The following is a 26,729-nucleotide window of genomic DNA, read 5'->3' as shown; positions in this document are numbered from 1 at the left end:
TACTTTTTTTGCAGAAAGGAAATGAGATGAAACAAGTATTACGTATATGGGCTGTTGTCCTGTTTACAAGTGCGATTTGTATTCGGTTTTTCTATGCGAGTCCGTTTGCTGCAACGTGGGACGAAGTTGATTTTGCGCTTGCACTAAAACAATATGACATATTAGCAATGCAGCCCCATTTCCCAGGCTATCCTTTTTTTATTTTAGGGGGAATGATAACACATCTCTTTATAGAAAATCCTGTGCAATCGTTAGGGATTTTTAATGCCATCATGGCACTCGGCGCAGCTTTTCCGATGTATTGGATTGCGCGTCATTATGTAAGTAAAACGAGCGCTCTTATTGTTGTAGCTGTTTTACAAACGAGCGGCTATTTCTCTATTTTAGTAACGCAGCCTATGTCAGAAGGAGCAGCGTTAGCGATCGTATGGTGGTATATATGGAGTGTAGAACGAGCTTTTCGTACAAAGAGTTTTCAAGCTCAATTTTGGCCATTAATCTTCTTTGCACTATTAATGGGTATACGCTTATCATATGCACCATTTGGGATAGTACTTGTTTTGTTATTATGGCAGCAATGGCATGAAGAGAAATGGCGGTGTATTATCCTATTTTGTACAGCTGTTCTTTCACAGCTTGTTTGGATTGGTGCACTTATTTGGAATATCGGTGGGATAACGGGGTTATGGAAAATCTCTTTCGGATTTGTAGAAGGCCATTTTACTGAATGGGGCGGAGCGATTACAGAAACAAGTGAGCCATTTGTTTCGCGTCTCTTTCGCTTACTTTCCGAAAATATTGTATTTGCAGGAATTGGCATGCATTCATACTTCCTCACAGGCTTCTTTCTTTTCTTTTTGTTTCTATTTGTTTTACAATGGAAGAACATACGTTGCTATCCAAAGGTTTTAATCGCTCTTGTAAGTGTATATTTTCTTTGGAATTTACTTGGACAAAATATTGATAAACCTCGTCATTCTTATCCGATTGTAGCGATGTTACTTTGCGTACTTGCTATTTCTTGGTTAAAAAGGAATCGTGGTATTTTATTGCTGTTGTTTGCAACCAGCCAACTTATGATGAGTATACCGCTTATGAAGGAACAACAAGCGGAGGTGCCGGCAACATATCAGCTTGCGTCATATTTAGAGGAAAGACAACAGCCGTTTATTGTATACACGTGGGAAGAGACGAGGGTTATGGAATATTTGCAAATGCCATATGAACATAAACGTTTTTACACATATTCCTATTTTTTACAAGATAAAAAATATCATAAAAATGATACGATATACGTTACGAATCATCTCATTGAAGGATTTCAAAAGCAAGGGATCAATATAGAAGGACAGGTTGAAAAGGAAGCTGTCTTTTATTCCAATCGATTATTTGATCCTGTTTATCATAAAATAGTTTTATATAAGTGGAAAAAGTAAGAGAGGAGAAAGTGAGTGCACAAGCATTTAAAAGAAAAATTAGCGATTTTACCAGATCAGCCGGGCTGTTATTTAATGAAAGATAAACAAGGAACGGTGATTTATGTCGGCAAGGCAAAAGTCTTAAAAAATCGTGTGCGCTCGTATTTTACTGGCTCACACGATGAAAAAACATTACGTCTCGTCGGAGAAATTGTGGACTTTGAATATATTGTTACCTCGTCGAATTTAGAGGCACTTATTTTAGAATTAAACTTAATTAAAAAGTATGATCCACGATATAACATTAAATTAAAAGACGATAAAACATATCCATTTATTAAAATTACAGCGGAAAAACAACCACGTTTACTGATTACGAGAAATGTGAAAAAAGATAAAGGGAAATATTTTGGTCCTTATCCGAATTCACAGTCAGCATATGAAACGAAAAAGCTGCTTGACCGGATGTATCCACTTCGTAAGTGTAGCAACATGCCTGATAAAGTTTGTTTATATTATCATATGGGACAATGTTTAGCACCTTGCGTTCAAGACGTAACAGCTGAACAAAATAAAGAAATTGTGGATGAAATTACAAAGTTTTTAAATGGTGGTCATAAAGAAGTACGATCGGAACTAGAAGCGAAAATGTATGAAGCATCGGAAAAATTAGAGTTTGAGCGTGCAAAAGAGCTGCGTGATCAAATTGCTCATATGGATGCTATTATGGAAAAGCAGAAGATGATTATGAGCGATTTAGTTGACCGAGATGTCTTTGGCTATGCGGTTGATAAAGGGTGGATGTGCGTACAAGTTTTTTTCATTCGAAAAGGAAAGTTGATTGAGCGGGATGTCTCTATGTTTCCGATTTATGACGAACCAGAAGAAGGGTTTTTAACATTTATTGGACAGTTTTATGAGCAAAGCAATCACTTTAAGCCGAAAGAAATTGTTGTATCAAGTAGTATTGACCCTCAATTGATAGAAACATTTTTAGAAGTGGAAGCGACGCAACCAAAGCGTGGAAAGAAAAAGGACCTTGTTGAGTTAGCGATCAAGAATGCGAAAATCGCTTTGCAGGAGAAATTTTATTTAATTGAACGTGATGAAGAACGTACGATTAAGGCTGTTGAAAATTTAGGAGTGCAACTGGCGATTGAAACACCTTATCGTATTGAAGCGTTTGATAATTCGAACATACAAGGAACGAATCCTGTTTCAGCAATGATTGTCTTTATTGATGGAAAACCAGCGAAAAAAGAGTATCGGAAATATAAAATTAAAACAGTACAAGGACCAGATGATTATGAATCTATGCGAGAAGTGGTACGTCGTCGTTATACGCGTGCTCTCAAGGAGAGTTTGCCACTTCCTGATTTAATTGTCATTGATGGCGGGAAGGGTCATCTTGCAGCGGTGGGAGATGTACTTGAAAATGAGCTTGGTTTATTTATTCCAATGGCTGGACTTGTAAAAGATGATAAGCATCGTACGTCTCATTTAATAATTGGTAATCCACCTGAACCTGTTATGCTTGAGCGAAATAGTCAAGAATTTTATTTACTACAGCGCATTCAAGATGAAGTGCATCGATTTGCAATTACGTTTCATCGTCAGCTTCATGGGAAATCTGTCATTCAATCAGCGCTAGATGGCATTCCTGGCGTAGGAGAGAAGCGAAAAAAAGTATTGTTAAAACATTTTGGTTCGCTAAAAAAAATGAAAGAAGCTTCTGTTGCGGAAATTGTAGAGGCTGGAATGCCACAAAATATTGCGGAGACGATTCATTCGTATTTAACTGACGAGAAGACATTGTAGTTTACAATGTCTTCTATTTTTTGGTATAATTTCAGAAGATTTTAAAAAATAAAATGAATACTTATACAAAAATATATAAATCCATTTTGATTTTTCGACATATCAAAAGGTGACCTGCACTCGTTCCTCTCTTTGTTTTCACTTGGCATGGGATAGGAAAAGGATCTGACCGCTTCTATACATGGCCGGATGCTCTCTTCCACCTAAAAAGAAGGGTTTTATGTCGGTTTTTTAATTTGTATTTATATAAAAAGTCAACTAAACCTATATGTCTAGTTGACTGCCAATGTGCATCCTATACCTCGACAGGATCTTTCACGTCCCATTTCACAAGAAATGTAATAGAATCTGAACGTTTCTTTTGTTCTTCATATGATTCTGCAACAACGTTTCGTTGTTTTTGAATTTGCTCTGCAACAAAGCCAGTTTCTAACTGGTAAGAAGAATGTCTCTTTTGCTTTTGTCGCTCTGTAATGAGCGGGCTTGTTAGGTGAAAGTGCATTTCACGGCGTTTATGCTCTATGATGCTTAAACTGCCCCAGCCAGCCTTTTCAAAAAAGTGAATGACTTCTTCAATTGTATTTAGCGGATATTTTCGTGCTAAATTTCTACCGGCCCAGTATAAAATGGCATCTAATTCGCTACCGATTAAATCTGGGAGTAATTCTTCACGCAACAATTCATAAGCGAAGGCGTTCAATGAAATGTCTTGTAAAGGTGTCATGTCAATTGTATGTTTGTTCACAATATTCCCCTCTTTCTATAGGGATTATTATATAACATTTCTCATTTATAAAAACAGAACTTTCTTTGGAAAAACCTAATATATAGGAAGAAAAAAAGAATACGTAAATTCTATGCAAATTATGTACAAATTATGTATACGTTTTCTTGACGCTTCGACAAAAATAGGAGTAAAATGAATTTGTTATCAAATTATGCTGAAATATTTCGAATAATTTTTTCAGTTTCTCTTATAGCAATAGTGAGAAAACGTTATTGCTATAAACTAATACTGGAAGCAGCAGTTAAATATTCAAGGGGGGTAATGGGGACATGAAAGGCCGCGAGTATACTTTTCGAAAGTGGCACTCATTAATGGGAGTCATCCCGGTTGGTGTCTTTATGATGCAGCATTTAGTAGTAAACAACTTTGCAACAAGGGGAGCGGAGGCTTTTAACAAAGCTGCTCATTTTATGGAGCTCCTTCCATTCCGGTATGCGCTAGAAATCTTTGTCATCTTTTTACCGTTGCTGTACCATGCTATATATGGTTTATATATTGCGTTTACAGCAAAAAACAATGCGAAATCTTACAGTTACTTCCGTAACTGGATGTTCGTCTTGCAGCGTTTCACAGGTGTGTTCACGCTCATTTTCTTAGCTTGGCACGTCTGGCAAACACGTATTCAAGCCGCATTAGGAACACAGGTAAATTATGATATGATGGCAGATATTTTAAGCAATCCAGCTATGTTTGGCTTCTATTTAGTTGGGGTTGTATCGACAATTTTCCACTTTGCTAATGGCCTATGGACATTCTGCATTAGCTGGGGAATTACAGTATCGCCACGTTCACAACGTATCTCTACTTATGTAACATTAGCTATTTTCTTAGGTTTATCTTATGTAGGTGTGAGTGCATTACTAGCGTTCATCGATCCACAGCTAGCAAATCAGTAAGGAGTGGGAGAGCATGAAAGGGAAACTTATAGTAGTCGGCGGTGGCTTAGCCGGCTTAATGGCAACGATTAAGGCAGCAGAAGCAGGGGTAAACGTGGAACTATTCTCCTTAGTACCGGTGAAACGTTCTCACTCTGTATGCGCACAAGGTGGTATTAACGGTGCCGTAAATACGAAAGGTGAAGGGGATTCTCCATGGATCCACTTTGACGATACAATTTATGGTGGTGACTTCTTAGCGAACCAACCGCCGGTTAAAGCGATGTGTGACGCAGCGCCTGGTATTATTCATTTAATGGACCGCATGGGTGTTATGTTCAACCGTACAGAAGAAGGACTTCTTGATTTCCGTCGCTTCGGGGGAACACAGCATCACCGTACAGCATTTGCTGGTGCGACAACTGGTCAACAATTATTGTACGCATTAGATGAGCAAGTACGTCGTCATGAAGTAGCAGGACTTGTAACGAAATATGAAGGTTGGGATTTCTTACGTGCTGTTATCGATGATGAGGGTGTATGCCGCGGAATCGTTGCGCAAGACTTACAATCTATGGAGATTAAAAGTTTCCAAGCTGATGCCGTGATTATGGCAACAGGGGGCCCTGGTATCATCTTTGGAAAATCAACAAACTCTATTATTAATACAGGTACAGCAGCATCTGCTGTATATCAACAAGGTGCATATTATGCGAATGGTGAGTTCATTCAAATTCACCCAACTGCAATTCCTGGGGACGATAAATTACGTCTGATGAGTGAATCAGCACGTGGTGAAGGTGGACGCGTTTGGACGTATAAAGACGGTAAGCCATGGTACTTCTTAGAAGAAAAATATCCTGCATACGGAAACCTTGTACCTCGTGATATCGCAACGCGTGAAATCTTTGACGTGTGCGTAGAACAAAAATTAGGTATTAATGGTGAAAACATGGTATATCTAGATCTTTCTCATAAAGATCCGAAAGAACTAGATATTAAGCTTGGCGGAATCATTGAAATCTATGAAAAATTCACAGGTGACGATCCTCGTAAACTACCGATGAAAATCTTCCCTGCAGTTCACTATTCAATGGGTGGACTATGGGTTGACTATAAGCAAATGACAAGTATTCCAGGGTTGTTTGCAGCAGGTGAGTGTGATTACTCTATGCACGGTGGTAACCGACTAGGTGCTAACTCATTATTATCAGCGATTTACGGTGGTATGGTAGCGGGACCAAATGCAATTGAATATATGAAAGGTCTTTCAAAATCATCTGATGCTGTTTCATCTGCTCTATATGAGCAAAATGAATTAATCGAAACAGAGAAATTTAACAATATTTTAACGTTAGATGGTAATGAAAATGCATATGTTCTTCATAAAGAGCTTGGAGAATGGATGACAGACAACGTAACCGTAGTTCGTGAAAATAAAAAGTTATTAGAAACAGATGCAAAAATTGAAGAGTTGATCGAGCGTTATAAACATATTAACATTAACGATACAGCAAAATGGAGTAACCAAGGCGCTTCGTTTACACGTCAACTTTCAAATATGCTTCAATTGGCGCGCGTTATTACAATTGGTGCATATAACCGTAATGAAAGTCGCGGTGCACATTATAAACCAGAATTCCCAAATCGTGATGATGACAACTTCTTAAAAACAACAATGGCGAAATTTGAGGGAGCAGAACATGCGCCAGCATTCCATTATGAAGACGTTGATATTTCATTAATCAAACCACGTAAGCGCGATTATTCATCAAAACATGATGTAGCTGCTAAGGGTGAAGAGAAGGGGGATAAGCAACATGTCTGAGAAAACAATCCGCCTCATCATTACGAGACAAGATGGACCAGATGCACAACCGTTTGATCAAGAATTTGAAATTCCATATCGTCCAAATATGAATATTATTTCGGCTCTTATGGAAATTCGTCGTAATCCTGTTGATGCAAAAGGAAATGATACAACTCCTGTTGCGTGGGATATGAACTGTTTGGAAGAAGTATGTGGTGCTTGTTCTATGGTAATTAACGGTAAACCGCGTCAATCATGTACAGCACTTATCGATAAATTAGAACAACCTGTTCGTTTAAAACCGATGAAGACATTCCCAGTCGTACGTGATTTACAAGTTGATCGTAGTCGTATGTTTAATGCTTTAAAACGTGTTAAAGCTTGGATTCCAATTGATGGTACTTATGATTTAGGACCAGGACCAAGAATGCCAGAGAAAAAGCGTCAATGGGCATATGAACTTTCAAAATGTATGACCTGTGGTGTTTGTTTAGAATCATGCCCGAACGTAAACAGCAAATCGGACTTTATTGGACCAGCGCCGCTTTCACAAGCTCGTTTGTTCAATTCACATCCAACTGGTGAAATGCATAAAGCAGATCGCTTACGTGCGATTATGGGTGATGGTGGCCTTGCAAACTGTGGTAACTCACAAAACTGTGTGCAATCTTGTCCAAAAGGTATTCCGTTAACAACATCAATTGCAGCATTAAACCGTGATACAACGATTCAATCATTTAAAGACTTCTTTGGTAGCGACAATAACTATTAATCTATATTGCCTCTTCGATGCGAAGAGGCAATATTTATATAGAATTTTATTATCTTAATTTTTTGTTTATTGCGAAACTTGAGTTCAGGAGTACGCTATTTATTAAAAAGGAAGAAAGGGAGAGAAGATTATGAAGAAGATTTCTTACATTGAAGACTTTGAGAAATGGGAAAGTAGTTTTTCATTTTATATTCCTGTTAAGGTTCGCTTTGGTGAAACGGATATGTTTGGGCATATGAATAATGGTGTTGCTTTTACATATTTTGAAGAAGCACGTATTGAATTTTTTAAAGAGCTTGGCTTTATGCAAGAATGGACACATAAAGCGTCCGAGACGATGATTGTCGTTGCTGATCTCCAATGTAATTTTTTAAAGCAAATTTTCTTTGATGAACACTTAAAGGTATATGTAAAAGCTGAAACAGTTGGGAACTCTTCTTTAGATTTACACTATATGGTCAAAAATGAAGCGGGAGAAGTTTGTCTAGTCGGGCGTGGAGCAATGGTACAGGCATCGAAGAAGACGGGAAAAGGGGTACCTTGGCTCGAAGAATGGAAACAAAAGTTATTACAATAATTGGACATAAGAAAAATAAGAGAGCATCTCGCTCTCTTATTTTTCTGCACCCATTGCTTCTTCTAATGTCAGGTGATGTTTATGTAAGTATGTAGCATATGGATTGCCAACATAGCGAAGATGCCATGGTTCATATGCATATTCTGTCATATCCGTTTTATCCTCTAAATAACGAATGACGAAGCCAAATTCATGAGCATTTCTTGCTACCCATTTTCCTTCCTCAGTTTCCCCGAAGATAGGTTCTAATTGAAATTTGGCTGATTTAGAACTAATATCCATTGCAAGGCCTGTTTGATGCTCGCTTGTTCCAGGAACTGCACTAACTGAATCAGCTTCAGCTTTTCCTTGACGTTTGATGTACGTATTATGTAATGACTGTTGGCGCTTATAAGAGCGATAACCTGATACAGCTGTAAGTTCTAGACCTTGCTCTTTTGCTGCTTGGAACATCTTTTCGAGAGCGTCTGCAGCATCTTTACGAAGTAATGTTTTTTCTTTATCTTTTGGACTTGTAAATGGTACGTTTGGTCTAGTTAAATCGTCTGGTGTATAGCCATCTGGTAATTTACGATGTTTATTTACTAATACAAGTGGTGAATCTGGATTATTAACAAGAGAAAAATTCTCATCTATTTTTTTTGCAGTATGATTTGCCTTTGGAAATGATGGCATCGATTCCTTCGGATGTCCAGCATGTTTGGGTGTTTCTACAGCTTTCGCTTCATTATGTAGTGAAGAACTTGAGCCAAAATAAGCGAAAGTTGTAATGCCAATTGCAGCAGTGGCTACAGAAATAATAATTATTTTTTTCATAGAACTGTGTCCTCTCAATCCTTTCCTGGTATTTGTCCAATCTTTTTCATTATAAGTCTAGCAACTATAAAAAGAAATATAAGAGTCATAACGTAATAGAATTGCAAAGAAATTGTCAGAAATTGTACTATTTTGCCATTTTTATTTATCATGCATGAATGAATGAGCAGTAAAACCCCACCGATTAAAGTTTCACTTTATATTGTTTGTATATGTCTATAAATGAATGTAAGGGAATCAGGAAATGGGGATAAAAATAAAGGATGGTATATACCATCCTTTATTTTTCAACATTTATTTATTTACTTCAAATGATTTTAAGTTATCTTTGCGAATTTTATCTTTTTCTGCATCAGATCTTTTAAAGTTGTAATCATATAAAGCACCTTCCCAATCTCCATACATTGGATTAGGGAAAATGATAAATTTATCACCAAATTGTGCTTTTGTTTCTTCAACTGTTTGATTGCGATTTTTTACAGATTTTCCATCAAAGCCAGTGAAGTCAGATAAGTTGTCACCGAAGAATAGGACGATATCATGTGACTGTGAAACGAGTTCACGACGTTTTTCTTTCCCTTTTTCTTTCGGATCTTGTAGTAAAATATGGTCTTTCGTTGCTTGCGGAGCACCGACGCGCTCAAGGTTTTTAATTGTTGCATCTAATTGATTTGTTTTACGGTTCGAAACGTAATAAATGTCTACACCTTTAGACTCTGTATATTTTAAGAAATCAATTGCGCCAGGAAGAGCTGCTGCTTCTGCTTTATTAATCCACTCATCCCATTTATAAGGATAGCCCTTTCCTTCTTTTACAGTCATAGCTTGGTGAGGGCTGTTATCTAAAACAGTTTCATCTAAGTCTAGTACAATTGCTGGTTTTTTACTTGTACCTTTTGCAAGAGCAGCATCGAGTTTTAATTGACCGATGTTATAGCCTTGATAGTACAATGCTTTTGTTTCACCAGCTGTTTGATACCATAAGTCGGCCATCAACTGCTGGTCTGTTAATTTTATTTTTTCTTCTTTTGCCACTGTTTTCTCAGTTGTTCCTGAACATGCTACAAGTGATGTAGAAAGAACTGCTACAGACAATAAAGTGGTAATACCCCTTTTCTTCTTCATATGTACCCTCCTTGATGTAAGTAAATCAATTATAATTATATATTAAAATGTAATGTTTTAAATGGTTTTTTTATATGTATTTTTGCATATTATTATTTATATAGGAAGTAGTATACCCAATACGATAATGAAAAGTAAGATAAAATGTAATGGAATATTGACAATGTATTTTGTCAGTATGACAATTATAATTGACAAAATACATTTTGTTATTTACAATTTTAACTAAATCAAACAAATGATGGTTTGGGAATGAAACAACGGAGGATAGGTTGTACGTCAGAGATATAGATTTATAAAAATTAATTAATCTTAATATAAAGATTAATTTTTATATTTGCTATATAAATCCATTTTGATTTTTCGACATATAAGCCGCGGCTGTGGATAACAAAAGGTGACCTGCACTCGTTTTCTCTCTTTGTTTTCACTGTGTCTGGGGCAGGAAAAGAATCTGACCGCTTCTATGCATGGCCGGATGCTCTCTCCCACCTAAAAAGAAGGGGTTTATGTCGGTTTTTTAATTTATATTTATATATAATTTGTTTTTATTCAACATACCATTTAGAAGATTGAAAGAATCAATAAGAAGCGGAGGGCTTGTACTTGAGTTTACAAATTCAAAACTTAACGAAAATATTCGGTGAATCAAAAGCAGTCAATCAATTGCAAATTTCATTACCAAAAGGTGAAGTACTAGGACTACTTGGGCGAAATGGAGCCGGGAAAACGACAACTATAAAAATGTTACTCGGTTTATTAACTCCTAATGAAGGGTCGATTACGTGGGACGGAAAAGCAATCTTTCAGAGTGGTGTAACAATTGGGTATCTTCCAGAAGAAAGAGGATTATACACAAAAAGTAGAGTCATCGATCAGCTTCGCTATTTTGGAAGATTAGAAGGAATGACAAAAAAAGAAGTGGACCGAGCAATTGATCATTGGTTAGATAAATTAGCAATTCCAGAATATAAGTATAAAACGGCAGGAGAACTGTCGAAAGGAAACCAGCAAAAAATCCAATTAATTGCAGCACTCCTTCACGATCCAGAACTACTTATTTTAGATGAGCCGTTTAGCGGATTGGATCCTGTAAATGCTGGTATGCTCGCGAATATTATTGAAGAACAAGTGCAAAAAGGAAAAACAATTATTTTATCAAGTCACCGTATGGAACAAATCGAAGCCTTTTGTCAGCATGTTTGTATTTTGAAGAAAGGGGAAGCCGTTGTCGAAGGGCATTTAAGTGATATTAAAAAAGAATATGGTTTTCGTAATTTAACAATTGAAGATGAATTAGAAAATGAACATGCTTTGCAAGCCTTGAAAATTTCATATGAAAAAAATATTGGTCTTCTTTACATAAAAGTTCATGATGATACAGAAGCCTTAGCCATTTTACAAAAGTTACAAAAACAAGGCGTGCATTTACGTCAATTTAAAATGTTAGAACCGACATTAAACGAAATTTTTGTAGAAAGGGCGAAATAACAATGCGTAAATTTACTCATGTATTTTCATTTTATTTTAGGGAATCATTTCTTTCTAAAAAATCATTGATTACGAGTGGGATTTTATTTTTAGTTGTGTTTGGAATTTTTGCTTTTAATCATTTTACTTCTGATGGAGATAAAAGTGAGGATGAAGATAAGGTTGCAGTAGTAATGGAGAGTTCTACATATAAGGTGCAAGAAGATGAGTTAAATAAGTTACTCCCATCAGCGAAAGCAACGGTAGGTGAAAAATCCGAGTTTGATAAGTTACGTAAGCAAGTCGAAGAAGGAGAGTTAGACGGTTTATTTCATGTGACGGATAAGAATGGGATTCCAGAAGTGACGTATATGTATAATGGTTTCCCAAGTCAAACAACTTCTACAATTATGGCGAGTTATTTGAAGCAGCAATATACAGAAGTGACGATTGCGAAAAATAATGTTTCACTGGACATAGCGCAACAATTACAAATCGATATTCCGGTGAAACAAGAAGCAATAAAAGATCGTACGACTTCTTTCGGCATTGCATACTTCTTTACATTCGCACTGTACATGTTTATTATCGGGTTTGGAAACGCAATTGCGATGAACATCGCGTCTGAAAAGGCATCTCGTGTTATGGAAGTGATGCTTCCAAAAGTAAAACCGCTTACGATGATGTATGCTAAAATTTTAGCAGTTGTTTCAACAGCTTTATTACAGATCGTTATATTGGCATGCGGTTATCTCATTCCATATGTATTGGGATGGGTAAATTTAGAGAATGCTTCATTATTTGGAGTTCCAATTGATTTTACAAAATTAGATGTAAAAGTGATCAGTATGTTCCTAATCTATTTTGTTACAGGATATTTATTATATGCAATGATGTATGCAGCTGCTGGAGCAGTTGTGTCCAAAACAGAGGATTTACAAGCCGTTTCCTTCCCTGTAATGATTTTAATTATGGCTGCATTTTTCATTAGTATAAAATCATTAGGTGATCCAAATAGTACTATCGTTGTTATTAGTTCGTATATCCCATTCTTTACTCCAATGGTCACATTTTCACGTATTGTAGCTGGTGAAGCGAGTGCTTTAGAAATTAGTATCACGTTAGCCATTTTACTAGTAACGATTGGTATTCTAAACGTTGTTACAAGCCGTATTTACGTAAATGGCGTGATGAATTACTCTGATAAAGTGAAATTTAAAGATTTAGCGAAATTTATAAAGCGTCAATAGTAGTGAGAAGTATGGTTTTCTAAGGGAAATCATGCTTTTTCTTTATGTACGAAGAAGAAATAGTATATAATAGAAAGTATCGTCTTTAGATAGAATGAACGTAAAGGAGGGGCATACAGATGGGAATTAGTAGCCGTTTTACAGTAGGTGTTCATATGTTAACGTTACTTGCGATAGATAAAAACTCTCGCTGTACCTCTGAATGGATTGCGGGTAGTGTGAATACAAACCCGGTTGTGATTCGCCGCATTACAGGAATGTTAAAGAGAGCAAAACTCGTTGATGTACAAGCCGGAAAAGGTGGTACGTCACTTGCTCGTGGATTAGATGAAATTACATTACTTGATGTATATAAAGCAGTGAAAGTGGTAGAAGAAGGGCATCTATTCTCTTTCCATGAGAATCCAAATATTGAATGTCCAGTTGGATCTAACATTCAATCGGTACTAGAAATCATTTTAATGCAAGCGCAAGAAGCGATGGAAAATGTACTTGCGAATGTAACAGTCGAACAGCTTGTTACAAATTTAGAAGCGAAAATTCAAAAATAAAAAGAAGCGAGCCCTATTTAAAAAGGCTCGCTTCTTTTTTGCTGTTTTCTAATAATAAGATTGCAAATTCTATTTTTCTGTATTTAATACGAATTTTCCTACAAGAGCGGCAATAATACCACCAAGAAGCGGTGCAGCGATAAAGACCCATAATTGAGATACAGCTTCTCCGCCAGCGAATAAAGCTGGTGCTAAGCTACGTGCAGGGTTAACAGAAGTTCCTGTTAATGGAATACCTAATAAGTGAACTAAAACTAATGTAAAACCAATTACTAGTCCAGCTAAAGATGCGTTACCATTTTTTCCTGTTACTACGATAATCACTAAAACAAAAACAAACGTTAAAATAAATTCAACTAAAAAAGAACCAGATAAACCAAGATTTCCAAAACTATTTTGTCCTAAATTATTTAAAGATAGTTTAGATGATTTTAAGATTGTTACTAACGTTGCAGTTCCTAAAGTAGCACCTAACACTTGAGCTAATAAATAATAGCTAAGTTCCATAGCATTCATTCGTTTATTTACGAACATGGCAATTGATACTGCTGGATTTACGTGACATCCAGAAATCGTTCCAATACTATAGGCCATAGCAACAATTGATAACCCAAAGGCCATAGCAATTCCTAAAATTCCAATTCCTTCAATTCCGCCGCCTAAAACAGCTGTTCCAGTTCCGAATAATACTAGTACAAATGTACCAATAAATTCAGAAATTGCTTTTTTTAACATAATTTACCTCCTTGAAATACACACGAAGCGTATTATATCATATAATTATGTGTTGCCAATTAGAACTATAAATAAAAAATTATTCTGATAAGATATAATATAAAGATTTAGCTATATACATTGCCAATAAAATAGAAAAAGCGTGATTCTTGAAGGAGAATCATGCTTTTTGTCTATCCTTGTATGAACGGGCAGTAATCCCTCTGCTGAAAGTAAAGAAGTTAGGAGTGGGGTGAATTTCCAGTAAAGGCCCGATTGATGAGGGCTAATAATCAGTGGGAATGAAGAAAATCCTACTGAAGAACATTACACTGTATTATGCCGTTTTCTTTTGTTTAGCGATGGAAACTGATCGATTTAAAATGCTGTTTGCGACCATCCCAGCCATAATAATTATCATACCAATGAGAGATAATCCAGCAGGAAATGAACCGTTTAAGAAGATAATTTCACCAAGAACAGTAAATATCATCGTCCCAGCTTGTGTTGCTTCCACTGCACCTAATAAGGCAAGGTTGTTTTTTGATAAGTCTGTTGCGAAGAAAAATGTCATTGTAGCGATGACTCCTGAACATAATGCTAATAAAAATCCTTGTAGCATTTGTCCTGAGGTTGGAATTCCTGTTGTTGACCAACCGTATATCGCAAGAATAATGGCAATTGGAAGACTGCCAATCGCCATCCCTAATACACGCTGAAATGTATCAAGACGTCCGCTGGCGACTTCCATCATTTTTCGATTGCCAAAAGGATATAAGAAAGCTGCGATGACAACGGGAAGAAAACCAGATAAAAATTGAGCGACTGTAATATGACCAGCCTCTGTTGCTTGCATACAAATAACCCCAATTAAAATGAAAAGTGAGACAAATAAACTACGAAATGGAATTTTTCCGCGGACACGTTTTGATCCTGTTTTTGTTTCAATTGTAATAAAAAATAATGGAGATAATAGCAAACCAGCTAATATTGTAATTTGCCACGTACCTGCAACAAGCCAAGCTGGATTAAAAACTGCGGCAAAGCTTAATAAAGAATAAAACCCGATGCCTGCTAATGAGCCCCATCCTAACCAAGCAAAAGGATGTTTTCGCATTTCTGACCATAAAGGCCCAAGATTTTTGCGGAATAGAACGATAAGGAATAAAATAGGCAACGCGAATAAAAAGCGGAAGGAAGCGGTCCAAGCCCAGCTTGTTCCAGACACATTCATTGCTCTGTTAATAATAAATGTAGCAGAGAAAAAGGCCGATGATAAAAGACCTAATAAAATTGCACGCATAACGAGTGAGCACTCCTTTCAAAAAATGAGATGATAATGTATATTATGCTATACTAAAAATAAATAAAAGTAAATTATTTTATACTTTAAGGTGGTTTTTCTAAAGGATGAGGGAAAAAGAAGATATGCAAACGAAAGAAGTAATTCAACAAGTTGGTCAGCTGTTACGACAAATTCGAAATGAACAAAAGCTAAGTTTAGAAGAATTGGCTAAAAAGACAGGTGTTAGTAAATTAACGTTAGGAAAAATTGAAAGAGGTGAAACGAATCCAACATTAGGTGTGATTTGGAAAATCACGAAAGGATTGTCGATTCCATTATCGAGGCTTATGGTTGTAGGAGAAACTGTAACCATTTCAAGATGTGGCGAAAGGTTTACTGTTGATGAAGGACAAGCATGGCGATTAGAAACGATGTTTCGGTATACGAAAGAAACTGGTATGGAAATGCATCGAGCTTGTTTGCAGCCAAAAAGTAAATATAAACCAGAGCCTCACCATGAAGGAGCGATTGAATTAGTGACAGTCATGAGAGGACAAGTGTCTATTCAGGTTGAAGACGATGTATACGAATTAAACGAATTCGATTCGATGCAATTTGAGGCAAATAAAAAGCATAGCTACACAAATAACGGAGACGAAGTTGCCGTCTTACATTTAACAATGAAATATTTAGCATAAAAAAGGCACCGGGTGGCTGAAGTGAACCCAAAAAGTTAGACACATATTTTAAGCAGCTAATGAGGAATGCGTTCTGTATTGTACAGGGCTCATTCCTTTTAATTTTGTTTTAATTCGGTCATTATTGTAGTAGTGAATATATTTTTCTAATTCTAATTTAAAATGTTCCATGCTTTCGAACTCTTGTAAGTAGAGTAATTCAGACTTTAATAAGCCAAAGAAATTTTCGATGACTGCGTTATCTAAACAATTCCCTTTACGAGACATACTTTGTGTAATTCCTTTTTCTTTCAATACATGTTGGTATTCCTTCATTTGATAGTGCCATCCCTGATCCGAGTGGAGGATAGGAAATTCACCATCTTTTAATTGTTGAAAAGCCTTATCCAACATCTTTGAGACTAATGGGTAAACAGGACGTTTCTCTACGTTATACGCAATAATTTCACCATTATATAAATCAAGTATCGGGGATAAATATAACTTCTCACCATGTATGTGAAATTCTGTCACATCTGTAACCCATTTCTCATTTGGTTTCGTTGCTCCAAAATCACGTTTTAGTATGTTTGGTGCAATATTACCAACTTTCCCACGATATGAGCGATACTTCTTCATACGGACAAGAGATTTTAAATTCATTTCGCTCATTAAGCGACGAACTGTTTTGTGATTTAATATGATACCTTGATTGCGTAATGTCCACGTAATACGACGATAGCCATATCGACCTTGGTGCTTATGAAAAATCTGTTGGATCATTTCTTTCACTTCGTGATATTTATCTGGGCGATCCATTCGTTTCACCCAGTAATAATAGGTACTGCGCGGAATATCAGCGACTTTTACTAAGTCAATGACTTTAAATTCGTGCCTCAACTCATAAATTATTTGCGCTTTGTCTTGTTCTGTGACTTTTCCTTTTCTTGAATTAAGGCATGTAACTTTTTTAAATACGCATTCTCCATACGTAATCTCTCAATTTCCGCTTTTAATGCTTCTTCTGATCCTTCTACTTGTTGATTGTTCTCTGGCTTCTTTTTCATAGGTGGACGCCCCTTTTCCTTTGGTTGAAGAGCGTCAATCCCTTGTGTTTCAAATAAATGTTTCCACTTCCACACAGTGCTAGAAGTAGGAATATTAAATACCGTAGTGGCTTCTGCGATGGACGCTCCCATCTCGTTTATAAATTTAAGTACGTCCATTTTAAACTCAACAGAGTAATTTGTATATGTCTTTTGAAGACCTGCCAATCCATGTTTTCGAAACTTAGCTACCCATTTTTTTAACATCGTCATATCTACACTATGTTTTTGAGCTATATCTTTAAAGGATTCTATGCCGTTAAGATAAGCGGTAACTGAAGATAATTTGACTTCTAAAGAGTATTTCGTCATAAAAAAATTGCACCTCCAATTGTTAGTCGTGTCTAACAATTGGGGTGCAGTTCATGGCACAGGTGCTTTTTTAGTACGAACGAGGCATAAGCAGCATACAAATAAAATAAGCTAAAAAGCCTGTTCCGAAAAATAGAATTGCAATTACCCACAGAATACGAATCATACTTGTGCTTATACCAAAGTATTCTCCTAAACCACCGCATACACCAAACAATACCTTATCTACTTCTGATTTACGTAACTTTTTGTCCACGATGGAATCCTCTCCTTGTTTAATCACCATGTTGTCTATTTCTATGTATCGGTGATATCTTATATTTTTATCTTACATGGAAAAAAGTGCGGAAACTATCGAATTATATTACATTTTTTTGAGGAAAGATTACAGTTTTGTAAGAGAGATATTTAAATCAATATGCACCTAAAAAGAAGTAGTAGAACACTTTTCTTTTTAGGTGCATATTTTCATGTTTGTTATTTTCGAAATCGATAGGGGACTGTAGTGACAATGACATTTTTCTTATACAAAAGATATACGCGGAGTAATACGCTGGATTGATTGTGTAAAACGTTATGCCAGCTCTTTTTTGTAATGAACTGCGGAATCAGTACAGTAACGAAATAATTTTTTTCTTGTGCTTTATGCTGAATAATGGTGATTAATTTTGCGATGGGCCGCATTAAACTTCGGTAAGAGGAAATGGATGTAACAAGACGAACATGCGGTTTCCATTCCTTCCATTTTTCCTGCATCTGCATTTCACTTTCTTTATCGAAAGCTACATAAACGGCGATAACCTGGTCACCAATCGTCTCTGCATAATTGATGGATTGTTCCACTACTTTTGTAATGCCAGCAATAGGCACAATTACGACATTGCCAGTCATTTTTTCTGTGATTTCATTGATGCGAAGCTGTTCGCCTACCGCAACATAATGATTATGAATACGATGGAATATGAAAACAATGATCGGTAGGAAGATAAGAACGGACCATACGTGCGTAAATTTTGTAATGAAAAAAATGAGAAGTACGGTTAACGAGATGAGAGCGCCTAATAAGTTTGTTAGTAATTTTGGTACCCATCCTTGTGGCTTTTCTCTGAGCCATTTTATAATCATGCCTGTTTGTGACAAAGTGAAAGGAATGAATACACCGACTGCATATAACGGAATTAATTGCTCGGTTTTACCTTGAAACGCAATGATTAAAAGGATAGAACTGATACCTAATGTGATAATGCCATTTGAATATCCTAAACGATCCCCACGCATTAAATACATACGCGGCATGTATTTATCTGATGCTAAATTAAATGCTAAAAGCGGAAATGCTGAGAAGCCTGTATTGGCAGCTAACACTAAAATAAGCGCAGTTGTTCCTTGAATAAAGTAATATACAAAATTTCTTCCAAATATATCAGAAGCGATTTGAGAAACAACAGTCTCATTATGTTTTGGAGCAATTCCGTACCAGTAGGCTAAAAAGGTAATGCCGGTAAATAAAACGGCTAGAATCGTACCCATTATAACTAATGTTTTTGCTGCGTTTTTCGCAGCTGGTTCTTTAAAGTTTGGAATTGCATTCGAAATTGCTTCTACTCCTGTTAAGGCAGAACATCCAGATGAGAATGCTTTTAATAAGAAGAACAGCGTAATGCCAGGTACGACAGTCCCAATCGGTGTATGCAAATTGGCGGGAGCTTGTCCGGTAGTGATTTTAAAAATACCTACAATAATTAAAACAACAAGTGCGAACGCAAAGAGATAGACAGGATATGCTAAAATCGAAGCGGATTCTGTCACGCCTCTCAAATTCAAAATGGTAATGAACAGGACAAGTACTACAGCGATAGGAACTGTGTACGAATGCAGAGCCGGAAAGGCGGATGTAATGGCATCCGTTCCAGCTGAAACACTTACTGCTACGGTAAGAATGTAGTCAACGAGCAGTGATCCTCCGGCGATGAGTCCGGCGTTTGTGCCTAAATTTGTTCTCGAAACAATATAAGCACCGCCTCCGTGGGGATAAGAATAAATAATTTGTCGGTACGATAAAATGAGTGCTGTTAATAAAATGAGAACCCCGATTGCAATGGGAATCGAGTACCAAAAGGCAATGGCTCCAAATGCTGCAAGAACAATTAAAATTTGTTCTGTTCCGTAGGCCACAGAAGAAAGAGCGTCAGAAGAAAGGATAGCGAGTGCCTTTAATTTGTTTAACTTTTGTTCTCCGAGTGCCGTTGATTTTAGTGGCCTGCCGATTAAAAATCGTTTAAATGCTGAAAACATAATGACCCCACCCACATATAAATTTTATACAAAGCTTGTTGTTTTACGGATACATTTCTATTTGATAGTATGGACGTCTTTAGAATGAATCTTTCTAAAAAACATGAGGTAATAAATGGAGTGCTGTAAGGGGAGAAAGAAAAGAAGACCCTTATTGATGGAAGTAAATACTTACGAACATCGGAAGGGTCTTGCAGTCGTATTTCGATAGATGTCTATTGTGAATGAAGTTGGTTTTGTATCCATCGTAGAAGAGGAAGAGTGATATGAGATGAATAGCTATATTTATTCCGCATTAACGGGCAGTAATACCCCCCACCTCAAAGTTCAGCAAAAAGCAAAGAAGTTAGGTGGGGGATGAAGAAAACCCCCACTGATTAAAGTTTCACTTTATTATGAACGTATTAAGGTCTAATATTTAGCAAGGAAATATGTAATAAATGGGAGTCTTTATTTAGTGATACGTTTTTGCTGGTTTTGAAATGTAAACAGATCTTAAATAACGTATGAAATTTAGCCTATTTTCATTCACCACCTGCACATTCTGTTCATACAATATCTTGACTAAATAAACACCCAACTTACACACGGACAGCTCTAGCTTAAGCAAGGAGGGTTATACCAGTTGAAGGAAAAAGCATATCAATCTAAACCATTACTCACAAAGAGAGAAAGAGAAGTATTTGAATTGCTGGTTCAAGATAAAACAACGAAAGAAATTGCAAGTGAACTTTTTATTAGTGAAAAGACCGTACGTAACCATATATCAAATGCAATGCAAAAGCTAGGGGTTAAGGGACGTTCACAAGCGGTTGTCGAGCTTCTTCGTATGGGAGAACTCGAACTATAATAGATGAGCCGATCTTTTATAAAAGATCGGCTATTTTTCTGTCTTGCAAATTGCGCAGAAAAGGAGCAAAATAAAAAAGTCCTGGTCTATGCTGGTACATATGTGAAAAATCTATTAAAATAGGTGCTTTAATCTAATAGGATTAAAGTATGTAAGATATAATGATGTCCAAAATAAGATTATGAATGAGAAAATAGGTGATTGTTTTGAATAGAGCGATTGGTGTCATTGATTCGGGAGTAGGAGGATTAACAGTAGCGAAAGAGTTAATTCGTCAGCTGCCAAAAGAGCGAATTATATATTTAGGAGATACAGCACGTTGTCCGTATGGTCCACGTTCTCGCGAGGAAGTGCGTCAATTTACATGGGAGATGACGGAGCATTTATTGGCACTTGATATTAAGATGCTAGTGATTGCTTGTAATACTGCAACAGCAGTTGTACTGGAAGAGATGCAAAAGAAATTGCCGATTCCAGTAGTGGGCGTTATTCATCCAGGTTCACGTACTGCTTTAAAAGTGACGAATACGTACCATGTTGGCATTATTGGGACGATTGGGACGGTAAAAAGTGGTGCATATGAAGATGCGCTAAAGTCAATTAATAATCGTGTCATGGTCGAGAGTTTAGCATGTCCTCCATTTGTTGAGCTTGTAGAAAGTGGAAACTTTGAGAGTGAAATGGCGTATGAAGTCGTGAGAGAGACGTTGCAACCACTAAAAACAACTGAAATCGATACACTTATTTTAGGGTGTACACATTATCCAATTTTAGGTCCAGTTATTAAGCGAGTAATGGGAGATAAAGTGCAATTAATTAGTTCTGGTGATGAGACGGCTCGTGAAGTGAGCACGATTTTATACCATAGTAAAATGTTAAATGAAGGTGAAGAACAAAGTGATCATCTTTTCTTAACAACGGGAAAAATAGATTTGTTTAAAGAAATTGCTTCTAAATGGTTCGGACAACCAATTGAAAATGTAAAGCATATTAGTTTGTAATGTTTTCTAGTGATAAAGTAAATGAATTTATAGAGTAATAACCAGATGTAAAAACTCCTGAATAAAGTCAGGAGTTTTTTTATTATGTTTAAAAAATCACTGAGAAGAGAAGTTGACATTGCTTGTTCTAAAACTATAAAAAGCTCGTATACATATACTACAAACTTAGAGTTTAGGGGGAAATGGTATGCCTAAATCCACTTTGAAATGGCTTGTTTGTGTTACAGTAAGCGCAGCTTTATTAACAGGATGCGGTTTGTTTAATAAGGAAAAGGAAACGGAACAAATTGATCCACCGAAAAAGGTCACATATACAGACGGTGAGAAGAAAGAAACTGCAAAGCAAGGGCAAACAAAGAAATATGATTTATATCTCGTTGATAAAAATGGTTATGTTGTGCCGCAGACGGCAGAATTACCTGTTCCGAAAGGGAATGCTGTTGTGAAACAAACATTGGAATATCTTGTGAAGGATGGTCCGGTGACAAATATGTTGCCAAATGGTTTCAGGGCTGTTATTCCAGCCAATACAAACATGACAGTAGATGTGAAAAAAGATGGTACAGCGGTTGTTGATTTTTCAAAGGAAATTAAAAATTATAAAAAAGAAGAAGAACGTCAAATTGTTGAAGCGGTAACGTGGACACTAACGCAGTTTAAAGATATTAAGCAAGTCAAGTTTCAAATGAACGGTAAAAATTTAGAGGCAATGCCTGTAAATGGTACGCCAATTGGTGAAGGAGTTAGCCGTGCGGATGGTATTAACTTCGATGATGAGCAAGTGACAGATGTTACAAATACAAAGCCGGTAACACTATATTTCTTAGCGCAAAGCAATAAGCAAATGTACTATGTACCTGTAACACGACGTGTGGCAGAAGGGACAGAAAATGAAGTAGCAACAGTTGTTAAAGAGCTTGTGAAAGGACCGTCTAAAGCATCGTTAGGAAATGATTTTAATGCTGATGTGAAACTAGTAAGTGAGCCGAAATTACAAGATGGAAAGGTCACATTGAACTTTAATGAAAATATATATGCAAATAAAGAAAAAAATATGATTTCAAATTACGTATTACAATCCCTCGTTCTATCTTTAACGGAAAAACAAGGTGTAAAAAATGTCTCAGTTGAAGTGAATGGGAAAGCAAATCTTGTTACAGAAAAGGGACAGAAACTAACAAAGCCGGTTGCTCGTCCACAAAACGTGAATACAGGTAGTTTTTAATCGTAAATAATTTGATATACTTATGTAAGAAAGGGGAATTGCTTTTTGTTCCCCTTCTTCTATTGTTATACATAACATAAATTTAAAATGGGCTATACTAACAAGTAGCAATTACGAGGGGGTTATTTTATGCGAGTAGATGGTAGACAAGCAGCAGATTTACGCCATGTACATCTTCATACAAATTATTTAAAACATCCAGAAGGTTCTGTTCTCATTGAAGTTGGCGATACAAAAGTAATTTGTTCAGCAACGATTGAAGAACGTGTGCCGCCATTTATGAGAGGCGAAGGAAAAGGTTGGGTAACGGCGGAATATGCGATGATTCCACGTGCGACAGAACAGCGTACGATTCGTGAGTCTAGTAAAGGGAAAGTGACAGGACGTACAATGGAGATTCAACGTTTAATTGGACGAGCATTGCGTGCTGTTGTTGACTTGGAAGCGCTTGGCGAAAGAACGGTTTGGATTGATTGTGATGTCATTCAAGCAGATGGTGGAACGCGAACAGCCTCGATTACAGGCGCTTATGTTGCAATGGTATTAGCGTTTGAAAAGTTATTAGCGGCGGGAAAAGTATCTAAAATTCCGGTAAAAGACTATTTGGCTGCAACATCGGTTGGAATTGTTGAAGAACAAGGTGTTGTATTAGATTTAAACTATGCGGAAGATTCCAAAGCTGATGTTGATATGAACGTCATTATGACGGGAAAAGGACAGTTTGTTGAAGTACAAGGAACTGGAGAAGAAGCAACATTTAGCCGAGCTGAATTAAATGAATTGTTAGATGCAGCCGAGCAAGGTATTTTACAGCTTGTTGAAATTCAAAAAGAAGCATTAGGTGACATCGTAACTCACATAGAGTAGAGGTGAAGAAGTATGAAACAAGTCGTTGTAGCAACGAAAAATATTGGGAAAGTACGTGAATTTGCCGAGTTATTTGAGAGATTTGATCTAGAAGTAAAATCTCTTCATGATTTTCCTCATATTGAGGAAGCTGAGGAAACTGGTGAAACATTTGAAGAAAATGCAATTTTAAAAGCGGATAGTTTATGTAAGCAATTAAATGCAATTGTTATTGCTGATGATTCTGGTCTCATTATAGATGCTTTAAATGGGAATCCAGGTGTGCGCTCTGCACGTTACGCTGGTGAACCAAAAGATGATCAGGCGAATATACAAAAAGTATTAACAAAATTAGAAGGCGTTTTGATGGAGAAACGTACAGCTCGTTTTTATTGCGCCTTAGCGGTTGCTTTTCCAGAAGACGATAAAGAACCTGTTATTGTAAACGGAACATGTGAGGGTAAGATCTTAGAACAGGCTCGTGGTGAAAATGGCTTTGGTTACGATCCGATTTTTTATGTAGAAGAATACAAACGTACGATGGCTGAGTTATCTTCTGATGAAAAAAATGAAATTAGTCATCGTGGCCGTGCCCTTCGTAAGTTAGAAGAAAAAATCCCGGTATGGTTTTTAGGAGAAGAATAAGGGAGAGAGACCGATGAGAGCGTTAATTGTAAGCGATAGTCACGGTTCTACGAAAGAGCTACAGCAATTAAAAGAAACGTATGCGGGAAATATAGATGTCATGATTCATTGCGGCGATTCAGAGTTGAAACCAGAGCATCCAGCTTTGCAAGGGTTTGAAGTTGTAAAAGGAAATTGTGATTTTTACAATGGATTTGAAGATGAAATCATTACTGATGTAAATGAATTACGGTTCTTGCTTACACATGGACATCGATACAATATTAAAATAACACTGCAAACATTGTTATATCGAGCAAAAGAAGCGGAAGCGAATATTGTATGTTTTGGACATTCTCATATACTAGGAGCTGAAATTATTGATGATATTTTGTTCATCAATCCTGGAAGTGTTTTGCTCCCACGCTCACGAAACGAAAAAACATTTGCCCTGTTAGAAGTGAATGCAAAGGAAATTGAAATTCGCTTTGAGACATTAGAAGGAAAAGTTGTGGCACAAAAAACTTTTCAAAGAGGATAAAGAATTTTATCCTCTTTGAAAAAAAGTTTGAAAAAGTGTTGACTTCATTCGGATGTCCGAATATAATAAGGAATGTCGATAAGACGTGATTACGAAATACAAACAAAATTATGCGGGTGTAGTTTAGTGGTAAAACAAGAGCCTTCCAAGCTCTGGTCGAGAGTTCGATTCTCTTCACCCGCTCCATGTCCCAGTAGCTCAGCAGGATAGAGCAACGGCCTTCTAAGCCGTCGGTCGGGAGTTCGAATCTCTCCTGGGACGCTAAAAAAACCTTGTTATCTTTTGATAACAAGGTTTTTTATTTGTTTACAGGTTGTATCTGCTTTGGTGCAATCCAATAAATTGGTAGTGCTAATACGAACGGCAGGATAGATTGAGAAGCGTATTGCAAAGTACCGCTAGAAAAATAGCTCGTACTTCGGAACGTAAGCCGATCGATATGAAAACTATAACCAAACGCATAGAATGTTATTATTGCAAGTAGATAAAAAGTCAAAGGAATGATGAGTTTCATTTCATTAGCCTCCATAAATTCATAGAAAAAGGTAAAGAACTGTAAGGAAGATTCTTTACCTTTTGTCTCTTATTTCAGATTAATTGTTAATAAATTTCTCGAACACAAATCCGAAATCTTTTACATTGTATTGCTTTTTCGTATCAACAAGCCAATTAAAAGCAGTTTGATTGATTTCTTTAAATTGTTCAGCTAAATTGAGCTGAGCATTTGTAATGCGGCTGAATGTAGAAGAAGCCATATCTAAACTTTTATGTGCATACTGCAATGTAATTTCGTTTTCGTGTGAAATTTCCTCGATTTTTAGAAGGGCTTTATATAGGTCTTTTAACTCTTCAATGTGCTTTTTATGAACATCGATTGAATAATATTCATCGCCCATATGAAATTTTATTTCGACATCTAAATCAATCGTTCCAGCGGTTTCTAACGCTACATTTGTAATTTTATATCTGCTATAACTATAGCGGCGAAGTGTGCGTTTTTTACTTGCTGCGCTCGTTCCATCTAAGTGAATTAAACCTTTGTTTGTAAAGCAATATTCATCCGATTTTGATTTAATGAGAAAATAAATTTTTTCCCCGTCTTCATGCATCACATAATCATCAGCATCAACTTTATCATAATCCTTTGGTGTAATAACGGAACCTACATCGCTTAATCCAAGAACATCAGCAGCTACTTTTTTAAACATATATATCATCCCCTCTATTTTTGAATTCTGAATTGCATAGAAATATTTTAACATGTTTAAAAATCATATTTAATAATAATTTTGAAATCTTACAATTCTGTAAGGTAGATGTAAGGAAGTTCGATGGTAACAATTGGTCAATTCTTTATAATTGAGAGTAACAAAGATGAAACGGGGAGGAAGAAAAGATGAAAGGATTAGTGGTAACAGCTTTAACAGTAGCTTTTGGAGTTGTTGCATATGAAAAATTAACAGATGTAATTGATGTTGTAAAACATTTAGTCGCATAAAGTGAAACTTTAATCAGTGGGGGTTTTCTTCATCCCCCACTGATAATTAGTTGAACCAATCGGGCTTTTACGGGCAGTTTATCCCCCACCTAACTTCTTTGCCTCCGCTGAATTTTGAGGTGGGGGTATTACTGCCCGTTAATGCGGGATAAATAGGATTTGTAATGTGGGAGAAAGGGCATGGTTAAATGGGATGGAATGGTTATTTGGAATTATCGGGTTCTGTAGTGTCATACTAGTATTATTTGTTCCAACTGGGATATTAAGTTCAACCACAAGTTTATTCTTTATGAGCTTACTTGTCTGCATTATGCTTATTATTATGTTTCTTATGAAGCGAAGTAAGCCAATCTTCTTTTTTAGCATGATTGTTGTTACAATTATTGTTCTCCAAATTATTAGCCTTTTTGTATATCCTGCAATTATAAGCGCTTTCCATTGATGGAAAAAATCCTCTGCATCACTTGCTGAGGATTTTTTGTATAA

Annotated in this window: 27 protein-coding genes and 2 tRNA genes; 19 read left to right on the top strand and 10 right to left on the bottom strand. The window is 36.5% G+C overall.

Annotated features, from left to right (window positions below; all coding sequences use genetic code 11):
* Positions 1 to 26: 26 nt before the first annotated feature.
* On the top strand, positions 27 to 1,436 hold the full coding sequence (locus tag QUF99_RS23550; RefSeq protein WP_289373298.1) for a hypothetical protein: 1,410 nt from the start codon (positions 27 to 29) through the stop codon (positions 1,434 to 1,436).
* Positions 1,437 to 1,451: 15 nt separating this feature from the next.
* A complete protein-coding gene (gene uvrC, locus QUF99_RS23545) occupies positions 1,452 to 3,236 on the top strand; it encodes an excinuclease ABC subunit UvrC (RefSeq protein ID WP_289373297.1) in 1,785 nt (594 codons plus the stop codon).
* Positions 3,237 to 3,531: 295 nt separating this feature from the next.
* Here the strand turns inward: uvrC and QUF99_RS23540 are convergent, their stop codons facing one another.
* Positions 3,532 to 3,981: a YslB family protein gene (locus QUF99_RS23540; protein WP_289373295.1), complete on the bottom strand. Its 450-nt coding sequence runs from the start codon at positions 3,979 to 3,981 to the stop codon at positions 3,532 to 3,534.
* Between the two features lie 311 nt (positions 3,982 to 4,292).
* Here QUF99_RS23540 and QUF99_RS23535 point away from each other — a divergent pair, with 311 nt between their 5' ends.
* From QUF99_RS23535 to QUF99_RS23520, 4 genes are all read left to right on the top strand, one after another.
* Complete coding sequence (locus QUF99_RS23535; protein WP_286122149.1) at positions 4,293 to 4,919, top strand: succinate dehydrogenase cytochrome b558 subunit; 627 nt, start codon at positions 4,293 to 4,295, stop codon at positions 4,917 to 4,919.
* Between the two features lie 13 nt (positions 4,920 to 4,932).
* On the top strand, positions 4,933 to 6,726 hold the full coding sequence (gene sdhA, locus QUF99_RS23530; RefSeq protein ID WP_289373293.1) for a succinate dehydrogenase flavoprotein subunit: 1,794 nt from the start codon (positions 4,933 to 4,935) through the stop codon (positions 6,724 to 6,726).
* Positions 6,719 to 7,480 (top strand): succinate dehydrogenase iron-sulfur subunit, encoded by a 762-nt coding sequence (gene sdhB, locus QUF99_RS23525; protein ID WP_289373292.1) that lies wholly within the window; start codon positions 6,719 to 6,721, stop codon positions 7,478 to 7,480. The genes sdhA and sdhB overlap by 8 nt, the downstream gene beginning before the upstream one ends.
* A 130-nt stretch (positions 7,481 to 7,610) precedes the next feature.
* Positions 7,611 to 8,057: an acyl-CoA thioesterase gene (locus QUF99_RS23520; RefSeq protein ID WP_289373290.1), complete on the top strand. Its 447-nt coding sequence runs from the start codon at positions 7,611 to 7,613 to the stop codon at positions 8,055 to 8,057.
* Positions 8,058 to 8,093: 36 nt separating this feature from the next.
* On the opposite strand, the gene QUF99_RS23515 is transcribed toward QUF99_RS23520, so the two are convergent.
* Both QUF99_RS23515 and QUF99_RS23510 read right to left on the bottom strand, forming a co-directional pair.
* On the bottom strand, positions 8,094 to 8,873 hold the full coding sequence (locus tag QUF99_RS23515; RefSeq protein WP_289373288.1) for a M15 family metallopeptidase: 780 nt from the start codon (positions 8,871 to 8,873) through the stop codon (positions 8,094 to 8,096).
* A gap of 294 nt (positions 8,874 to 9,167) precedes the next feature.
* A complete protein-coding gene (locus QUF99_RS23510; protein WP_289373287.1) occupies positions 9,168 to 9,998 on the bottom strand; it encodes a 5'-nucleotidase, lipoprotein e(P4) family in 831 nt (276 codons plus the stop codon).
* A 606-nt stretch (positions 9,999 to 10,604) separates the two neighbouring features.
* Between QUF99_RS23510 and QUF99_RS23505 the strand changes: the two genes are divergently transcribed.
* The 3 genes from QUF99_RS23505 (at position 10,605) to QUF99_RS23495 (ending at position 13,269) form a co-directional block, all read left to right on the top strand.
* Entirely contained in the window at positions 10,605 to 11,489 is an 885-nt protein-coding gene (locus tag QUF99_RS23505) for an ABC transporter ATP-binding protein (RefSeq protein ID WP_289373286.1), read from the top strand.
* 2 nt (positions 11,490 to 11,491) lie between these two features.
* Entirely contained in the window at positions 11,492 to 12,718 is a 1,227-nt protein-coding gene (locus tag QUF99_RS23500) for an ABC transporter permease (RefSeq protein WP_289373284.1), read from the top strand.
* Positions 12,719 to 12,837: 119 nt separating this feature from the next.
* Positions 12,838 to 13,269, top strand: a complete 432-nt coding sequence (locus QUF99_RS23495; protein ID WP_289373283.1) for an Rrf2 family transcriptional regulator — start codon at positions 12,838 to 12,840, stop codon at positions 13,267 to 13,269.
* 69 nt (positions 13,270 to 13,338) lie between these two features.
* Here the strand turns inward: QUF99_RS23495 and QUF99_RS23490 are convergent, their stop codons facing one another.
* Positions 13,339 to 14,004: an aquaporin gene (locus tag QUF99_RS23490; protein WP_289373281.1), complete on the bottom strand. Its 666-nt coding sequence runs from the start codon at positions 14,002 to 14,004 to the stop codon at positions 13,339 to 13,341.
* 316 nt (positions 14,005 to 14,320) lie between these two features.
* Positions 14,321 to 15,286 (bottom strand): DMT family transporter, encoded by a 966-nt coding sequence (locus QUF99_RS23485; protein WP_289373279.1) that lies wholly within the window; start codon positions 15,284 to 15,286, stop codon positions 14,321 to 14,323.
* 107 nt (positions 15,287 to 15,393) lie between these two features.
* Here QUF99_RS23485 and QUF99_RS23480 point away from each other — a divergent pair, with 107 nt between their 5' ends.
* Complete coding sequence (locus QUF99_RS23480; protein WP_289373278.1) at positions 15,394 to 15,966, top strand: helix-turn-helix domain-containing protein; 573 nt, start codon at positions 15,394 to 15,396, stop codon at positions 15,964 to 15,966.
* Between the two features lie 48 nt (positions 15,967 to 16,014).
* Here the strand turns inward: QUF99_RS23480 and QUF99_RS23475 are convergent.
* The 3 genes from QUF99_RS23475 to QUF99_RS23465 form a co-directional block, all read right to left on the bottom strand.
* Positions 16,015 to 17,363 (bottom strand): IS3 family transposase gene (locus tag QUF99_RS23475; RefSeq protein ID WP_289368445.1). Its coding sequence is split into 2 segments (ribosomal slippage): positions 16,015 to 16,907 and positions 16,907 to 17,363, totalling 1,350 coding nucleotides; the frame shifts between segments, so codons are not numbered across the junction.
* 70 nt (positions 17,364 to 17,433) lie between these two features.
* Positions 17,434 to 17,619 carry a PspC domain-containing protein gene (locus QUF99_RS23470; RefSeq protein ID WP_289373276.1) on the bottom strand — a complete coding sequence of 62 codons (186 nt, stop codon included), beginning with the start codon at positions 17,617 to 17,619 and terminating at the stop codon, positions 17,434 to 17,436.
* Between the two features lie 221 nt (positions 17,620 to 17,840).
* A complete protein-coding gene (locus QUF99_RS23465) occupies positions 17,841 to 19,658 on the bottom strand; it encodes an APC family permease (protein ID WP_289373275.1) in 1,818 nt (605 codons plus the stop codon).
* A 625-nt stretch (positions 19,659 to 20,283) separates the two neighbouring features.
* On the opposite strand from QUF99_RS23465, the gene gerE reads away from it, so the two are divergent.
* From gerE to QUF99_RS23425, 8 genes are all read left to right on the top strand, one after another.
* Positions 20,284 to 20,508 carry a spore germination transcription factor GerE gene (gerE, locus tag QUF99_RS23460; protein WP_000659494.1) on the top strand — a complete coding sequence of 75 codons (225 nt, stop codon included), beginning with the start codon at positions 20,284 to 20,286 and terminating at the stop codon, positions 20,506 to 20,508.
* Between the two features lie 200 nt (positions 20,509 to 20,708).
* Entirely contained in the window at positions 20,709 to 21,509 is an 801-nt protein-coding gene (gene racE / locus QUF99_RS23455; RefSeq protein WP_289374754.1) for a glutamate racemase, read from the top strand.
* A 187-nt stretch (positions 21,510 to 21,696) separates the two neighbouring features.
* Positions 21,697 to 22,734, top strand: a complete 1,038-nt coding sequence (locus tag QUF99_RS23450) for a GerMN domain-containing protein (protein ID WP_289373271.1) — start codon at positions 21,697 to 21,699, stop codon at positions 22,732 to 22,734.
* Positions 22,735 to 22,863: 129 nt separating this feature from the next.
* Complete coding sequence (gene rph / locus QUF99_RS23445) at positions 22,864 to 23,601, top strand: ribonuclease PH (RefSeq protein ID WP_289373269.1); 738 nt, start codon at positions 22,864 to 22,866, stop codon at positions 23,599 to 23,601.
* Between the two features lie 12 nt (positions 23,602 to 23,613).
* Complete coding sequence (locus tag QUF99_RS23440; RefSeq protein ID WP_289373267.1) at positions 23,614 to 24,225, top strand: XTP/dITP diphosphatase; 612 nt, start codon at positions 23,614 to 23,616, stop codon at positions 24,223 to 24,225.
* Positions 24,226 to 24,238: 13 nt separating this feature from the next.
* Complete coding sequence (locus QUF99_RS23435) at positions 24,239 to 24,745, top strand: metallophosphoesterase (protein ID WP_289373265.1); 507 nt, start codon at positions 24,239 to 24,241, stop codon at positions 24,743 to 24,745.
* A gap of 112 nt (positions 24,746 to 24,857) precedes the next feature.
* A tRNA-Gly gene (locus QUF99_RS23430) sits at positions 24,858 to 24,931 on the top strand.
* 1 nt (position 24,932) lies between these two features.
* Positions 24,933 to 25,006 (top strand) — tRNA-Arg (locus QUF99_RS23425).
* A 37-nt stretch (positions 25,007 to 25,043) separates the two neighbouring features.
* Here QUF99_RS23425 and QUF99_RS23420 read toward each other — a convergent pair.
* Both QUF99_RS23420 and QUF99_RS23415 read right to left on the bottom strand, forming a co-directional pair.
* Positions 25,044 to 25,259 (bottom strand): hypothetical protein, encoded by a 216-nt coding sequence (locus QUF99_RS23420; protein WP_289373264.1) that lies wholly within the window; start codon positions 25,257 to 25,259, stop codon positions 25,044 to 25,046.
* Positions 25,260 to 25,338: 79 nt separating this feature from the next.
* A complete protein-coding gene (locus QUF99_RS23415; protein ID WP_289373262.1) occupies positions 25,339 to 25,953 on the bottom strand; it encodes a PH domain-containing protein in 615 nt (204 codons plus the stop codon).
* Between the two features lie 483 nt (positions 25,954 to 26,436).
* On the opposite strand from QUF99_RS23415, the gene QUF99_RS23410 reads away from it, so the two are divergent.
* Complete coding sequence (locus QUF99_RS23410) at positions 26,437 to 26,685, top strand: hypothetical protein (protein WP_289374753.1); 249 nt, start codon at positions 26,437 to 26,439, stop codon at positions 26,683 to 26,685.
* Positions 26,686 to 26,729 lie beyond the last annotated feature (44 nt).

The sequence above is a fragment of the Bacillus sp. DX4.1 genome (genome assembly GCF_030348195.1).
Classification (GTDB): Bacteria; Bacillota; Bacilli; order Bacillales; family Bacillaceae_G; genus Bacillus_A.
The sequence above is the reverse complement of the archived record's forward strand: the minus strand, read 5'-3'. Positions and strand labels throughout refer to the sequence as shown.

What these genes read in the sequence shown, in the direction of transcription:
- QUF99_RS23550 (WP_289373298.1), top strand. Translation starts at nt 27, where the DNA reads ATGAAACAAGTATTACGTATATGGGCTGTTGTCCTGTTTACAAGTGCG.
- QUF99_RS23535 (WP_286122149.1), top strand. Translation starts at nt 4,293, where the DNA reads ATGAAAGGCCGCGAGTATACTTTTCGAAAGTGGCACTCATTAATGGGA.
- sdhA (WP_289373293.1), top strand. Translation starts at nt 4,933, where the DNA reads ATGAAAGGGAAACTTATAGTAGTCGGCGGTGGCTTAGCCGGCTTAATG.
- sdhB (WP_289373292.1), top strand. Translation starts at nt 6,719, where the DNA reads ATGTCTGAGAAAACAATCCGCCTCATCATTACGAGACAAGATGGACCA.
- QUF99_RS23520 (WP_289373290.1), top strand. Translation starts at nt 7,611, where the DNA reads ATGAAGAAGATTTCTTACATTGAAGACTTTGAGAAATGGGAAAGTAGT.
- QUF99_RS23515 (WP_289373288.1), bottom strand. Translation starts at nt 8,873, where the DNA reads ATGAAAAAAATAATTATTATTTCTGTAGCCACTGCTGCAATTGGCATT.
- QUF99_RS23510 (WP_289373287.1), bottom strand. Translation starts at nt 9,998, where the DNA reads ATGAAGAAGAAAAGGGGTATTACCACTTTATTGTCTGTAGCAGTTCTT.
- QUF99_RS23500 (WP_289373284.1), top strand. Translation starts at nt 11,492, where the DNA reads ATGCGTAAATTTACTCATGTATTTTCATTTTATTTTAGGGAATCATTT.
- QUF99_RS23495 (WP_289373283.1), top strand. Translation starts at nt 12,838, where the DNA reads ATGGGAATTAGTAGCCGTTTTACAGTAGGTGTTCATATGTTAACGTTA.
- QUF99_RS23490 (WP_289373281.1), bottom strand. Translation starts at nt 14,004, where the DNA reads ATGTTAAAAAAAGCAATTTCTGAATTTATTGGTACATTTGTACTAGTA.
- QUF99_RS23485 (WP_289373279.1), bottom strand. Translation starts at nt 15,286, where the DNA reads ATGCGTGCAATTTTATTAGGTCTTTTATCATCGGCCTTTTTCTCTGCT.
- QUF99_RS23480 (WP_289373278.1), top strand. Translation starts at nt 15,394, where the DNA reads ATGAGGGAAAAAGAAGATATGCAAACGAAAGAAGTAATTCAACAAGTT.
- QUF99_RS23465 (WP_289373275.1), bottom strand. Translation starts at nt 19,658, where the DNA reads ATGTTTTCAGCATTTAAACGATTTTTAATCGGCAGGCCACTAAAATCA.
- QUF99_RS23450 (WP_289373271.1), top strand. Translation starts at nt 21,697, where the DNA reads ATGCCTAAATCCACTTTGAAATGGCTTGTTTGTGTTACAGTAAGCGCA.
- rph (WP_289373269.1), top strand. Translation starts at nt 22,864, where the DNA reads ATGCGAGTAGATGGTAGACAAGCAGCAGATTTACGCCATGTACATCTT.
- QUF99_RS23440 (WP_289373267.1), top strand. Translation starts at nt 23,614, where the DNA reads ATGAAACAAGTCGTTGTAGCAACGAAAAATATTGGGAAAGTACGTGAA.
- QUF99_RS23435 (WP_289373265.1), top strand. Translation starts at nt 24,239, where the DNA reads ATGAGAGCGTTAATTGTAAGCGATAGTCACGGTTCTACGAAAGAGCTA.
- QUF99_RS23420 (WP_289373264.1), bottom strand. Translation starts at nt 25,259, where the DNA reads ATGAAACTCATCATTCCTTTGACTTTTTATCTACTTGCAATAATAACA.
- QUF99_RS23415 (WP_289373262.1), bottom strand. Translation starts at nt 25,953, where the DNA reads ATGTTTAAAAAAGTAGCTGCTGATGTTCTTGGATTAAGCGATGTAGGT.
- QUF99_RS23410 (WP_289374753.1), top strand. Translation starts at nt 26,437, where the DNA reads ATGGAATGGTTATTTGGAATTATCGGGTTCTGTAGTGTCATACTAGTA.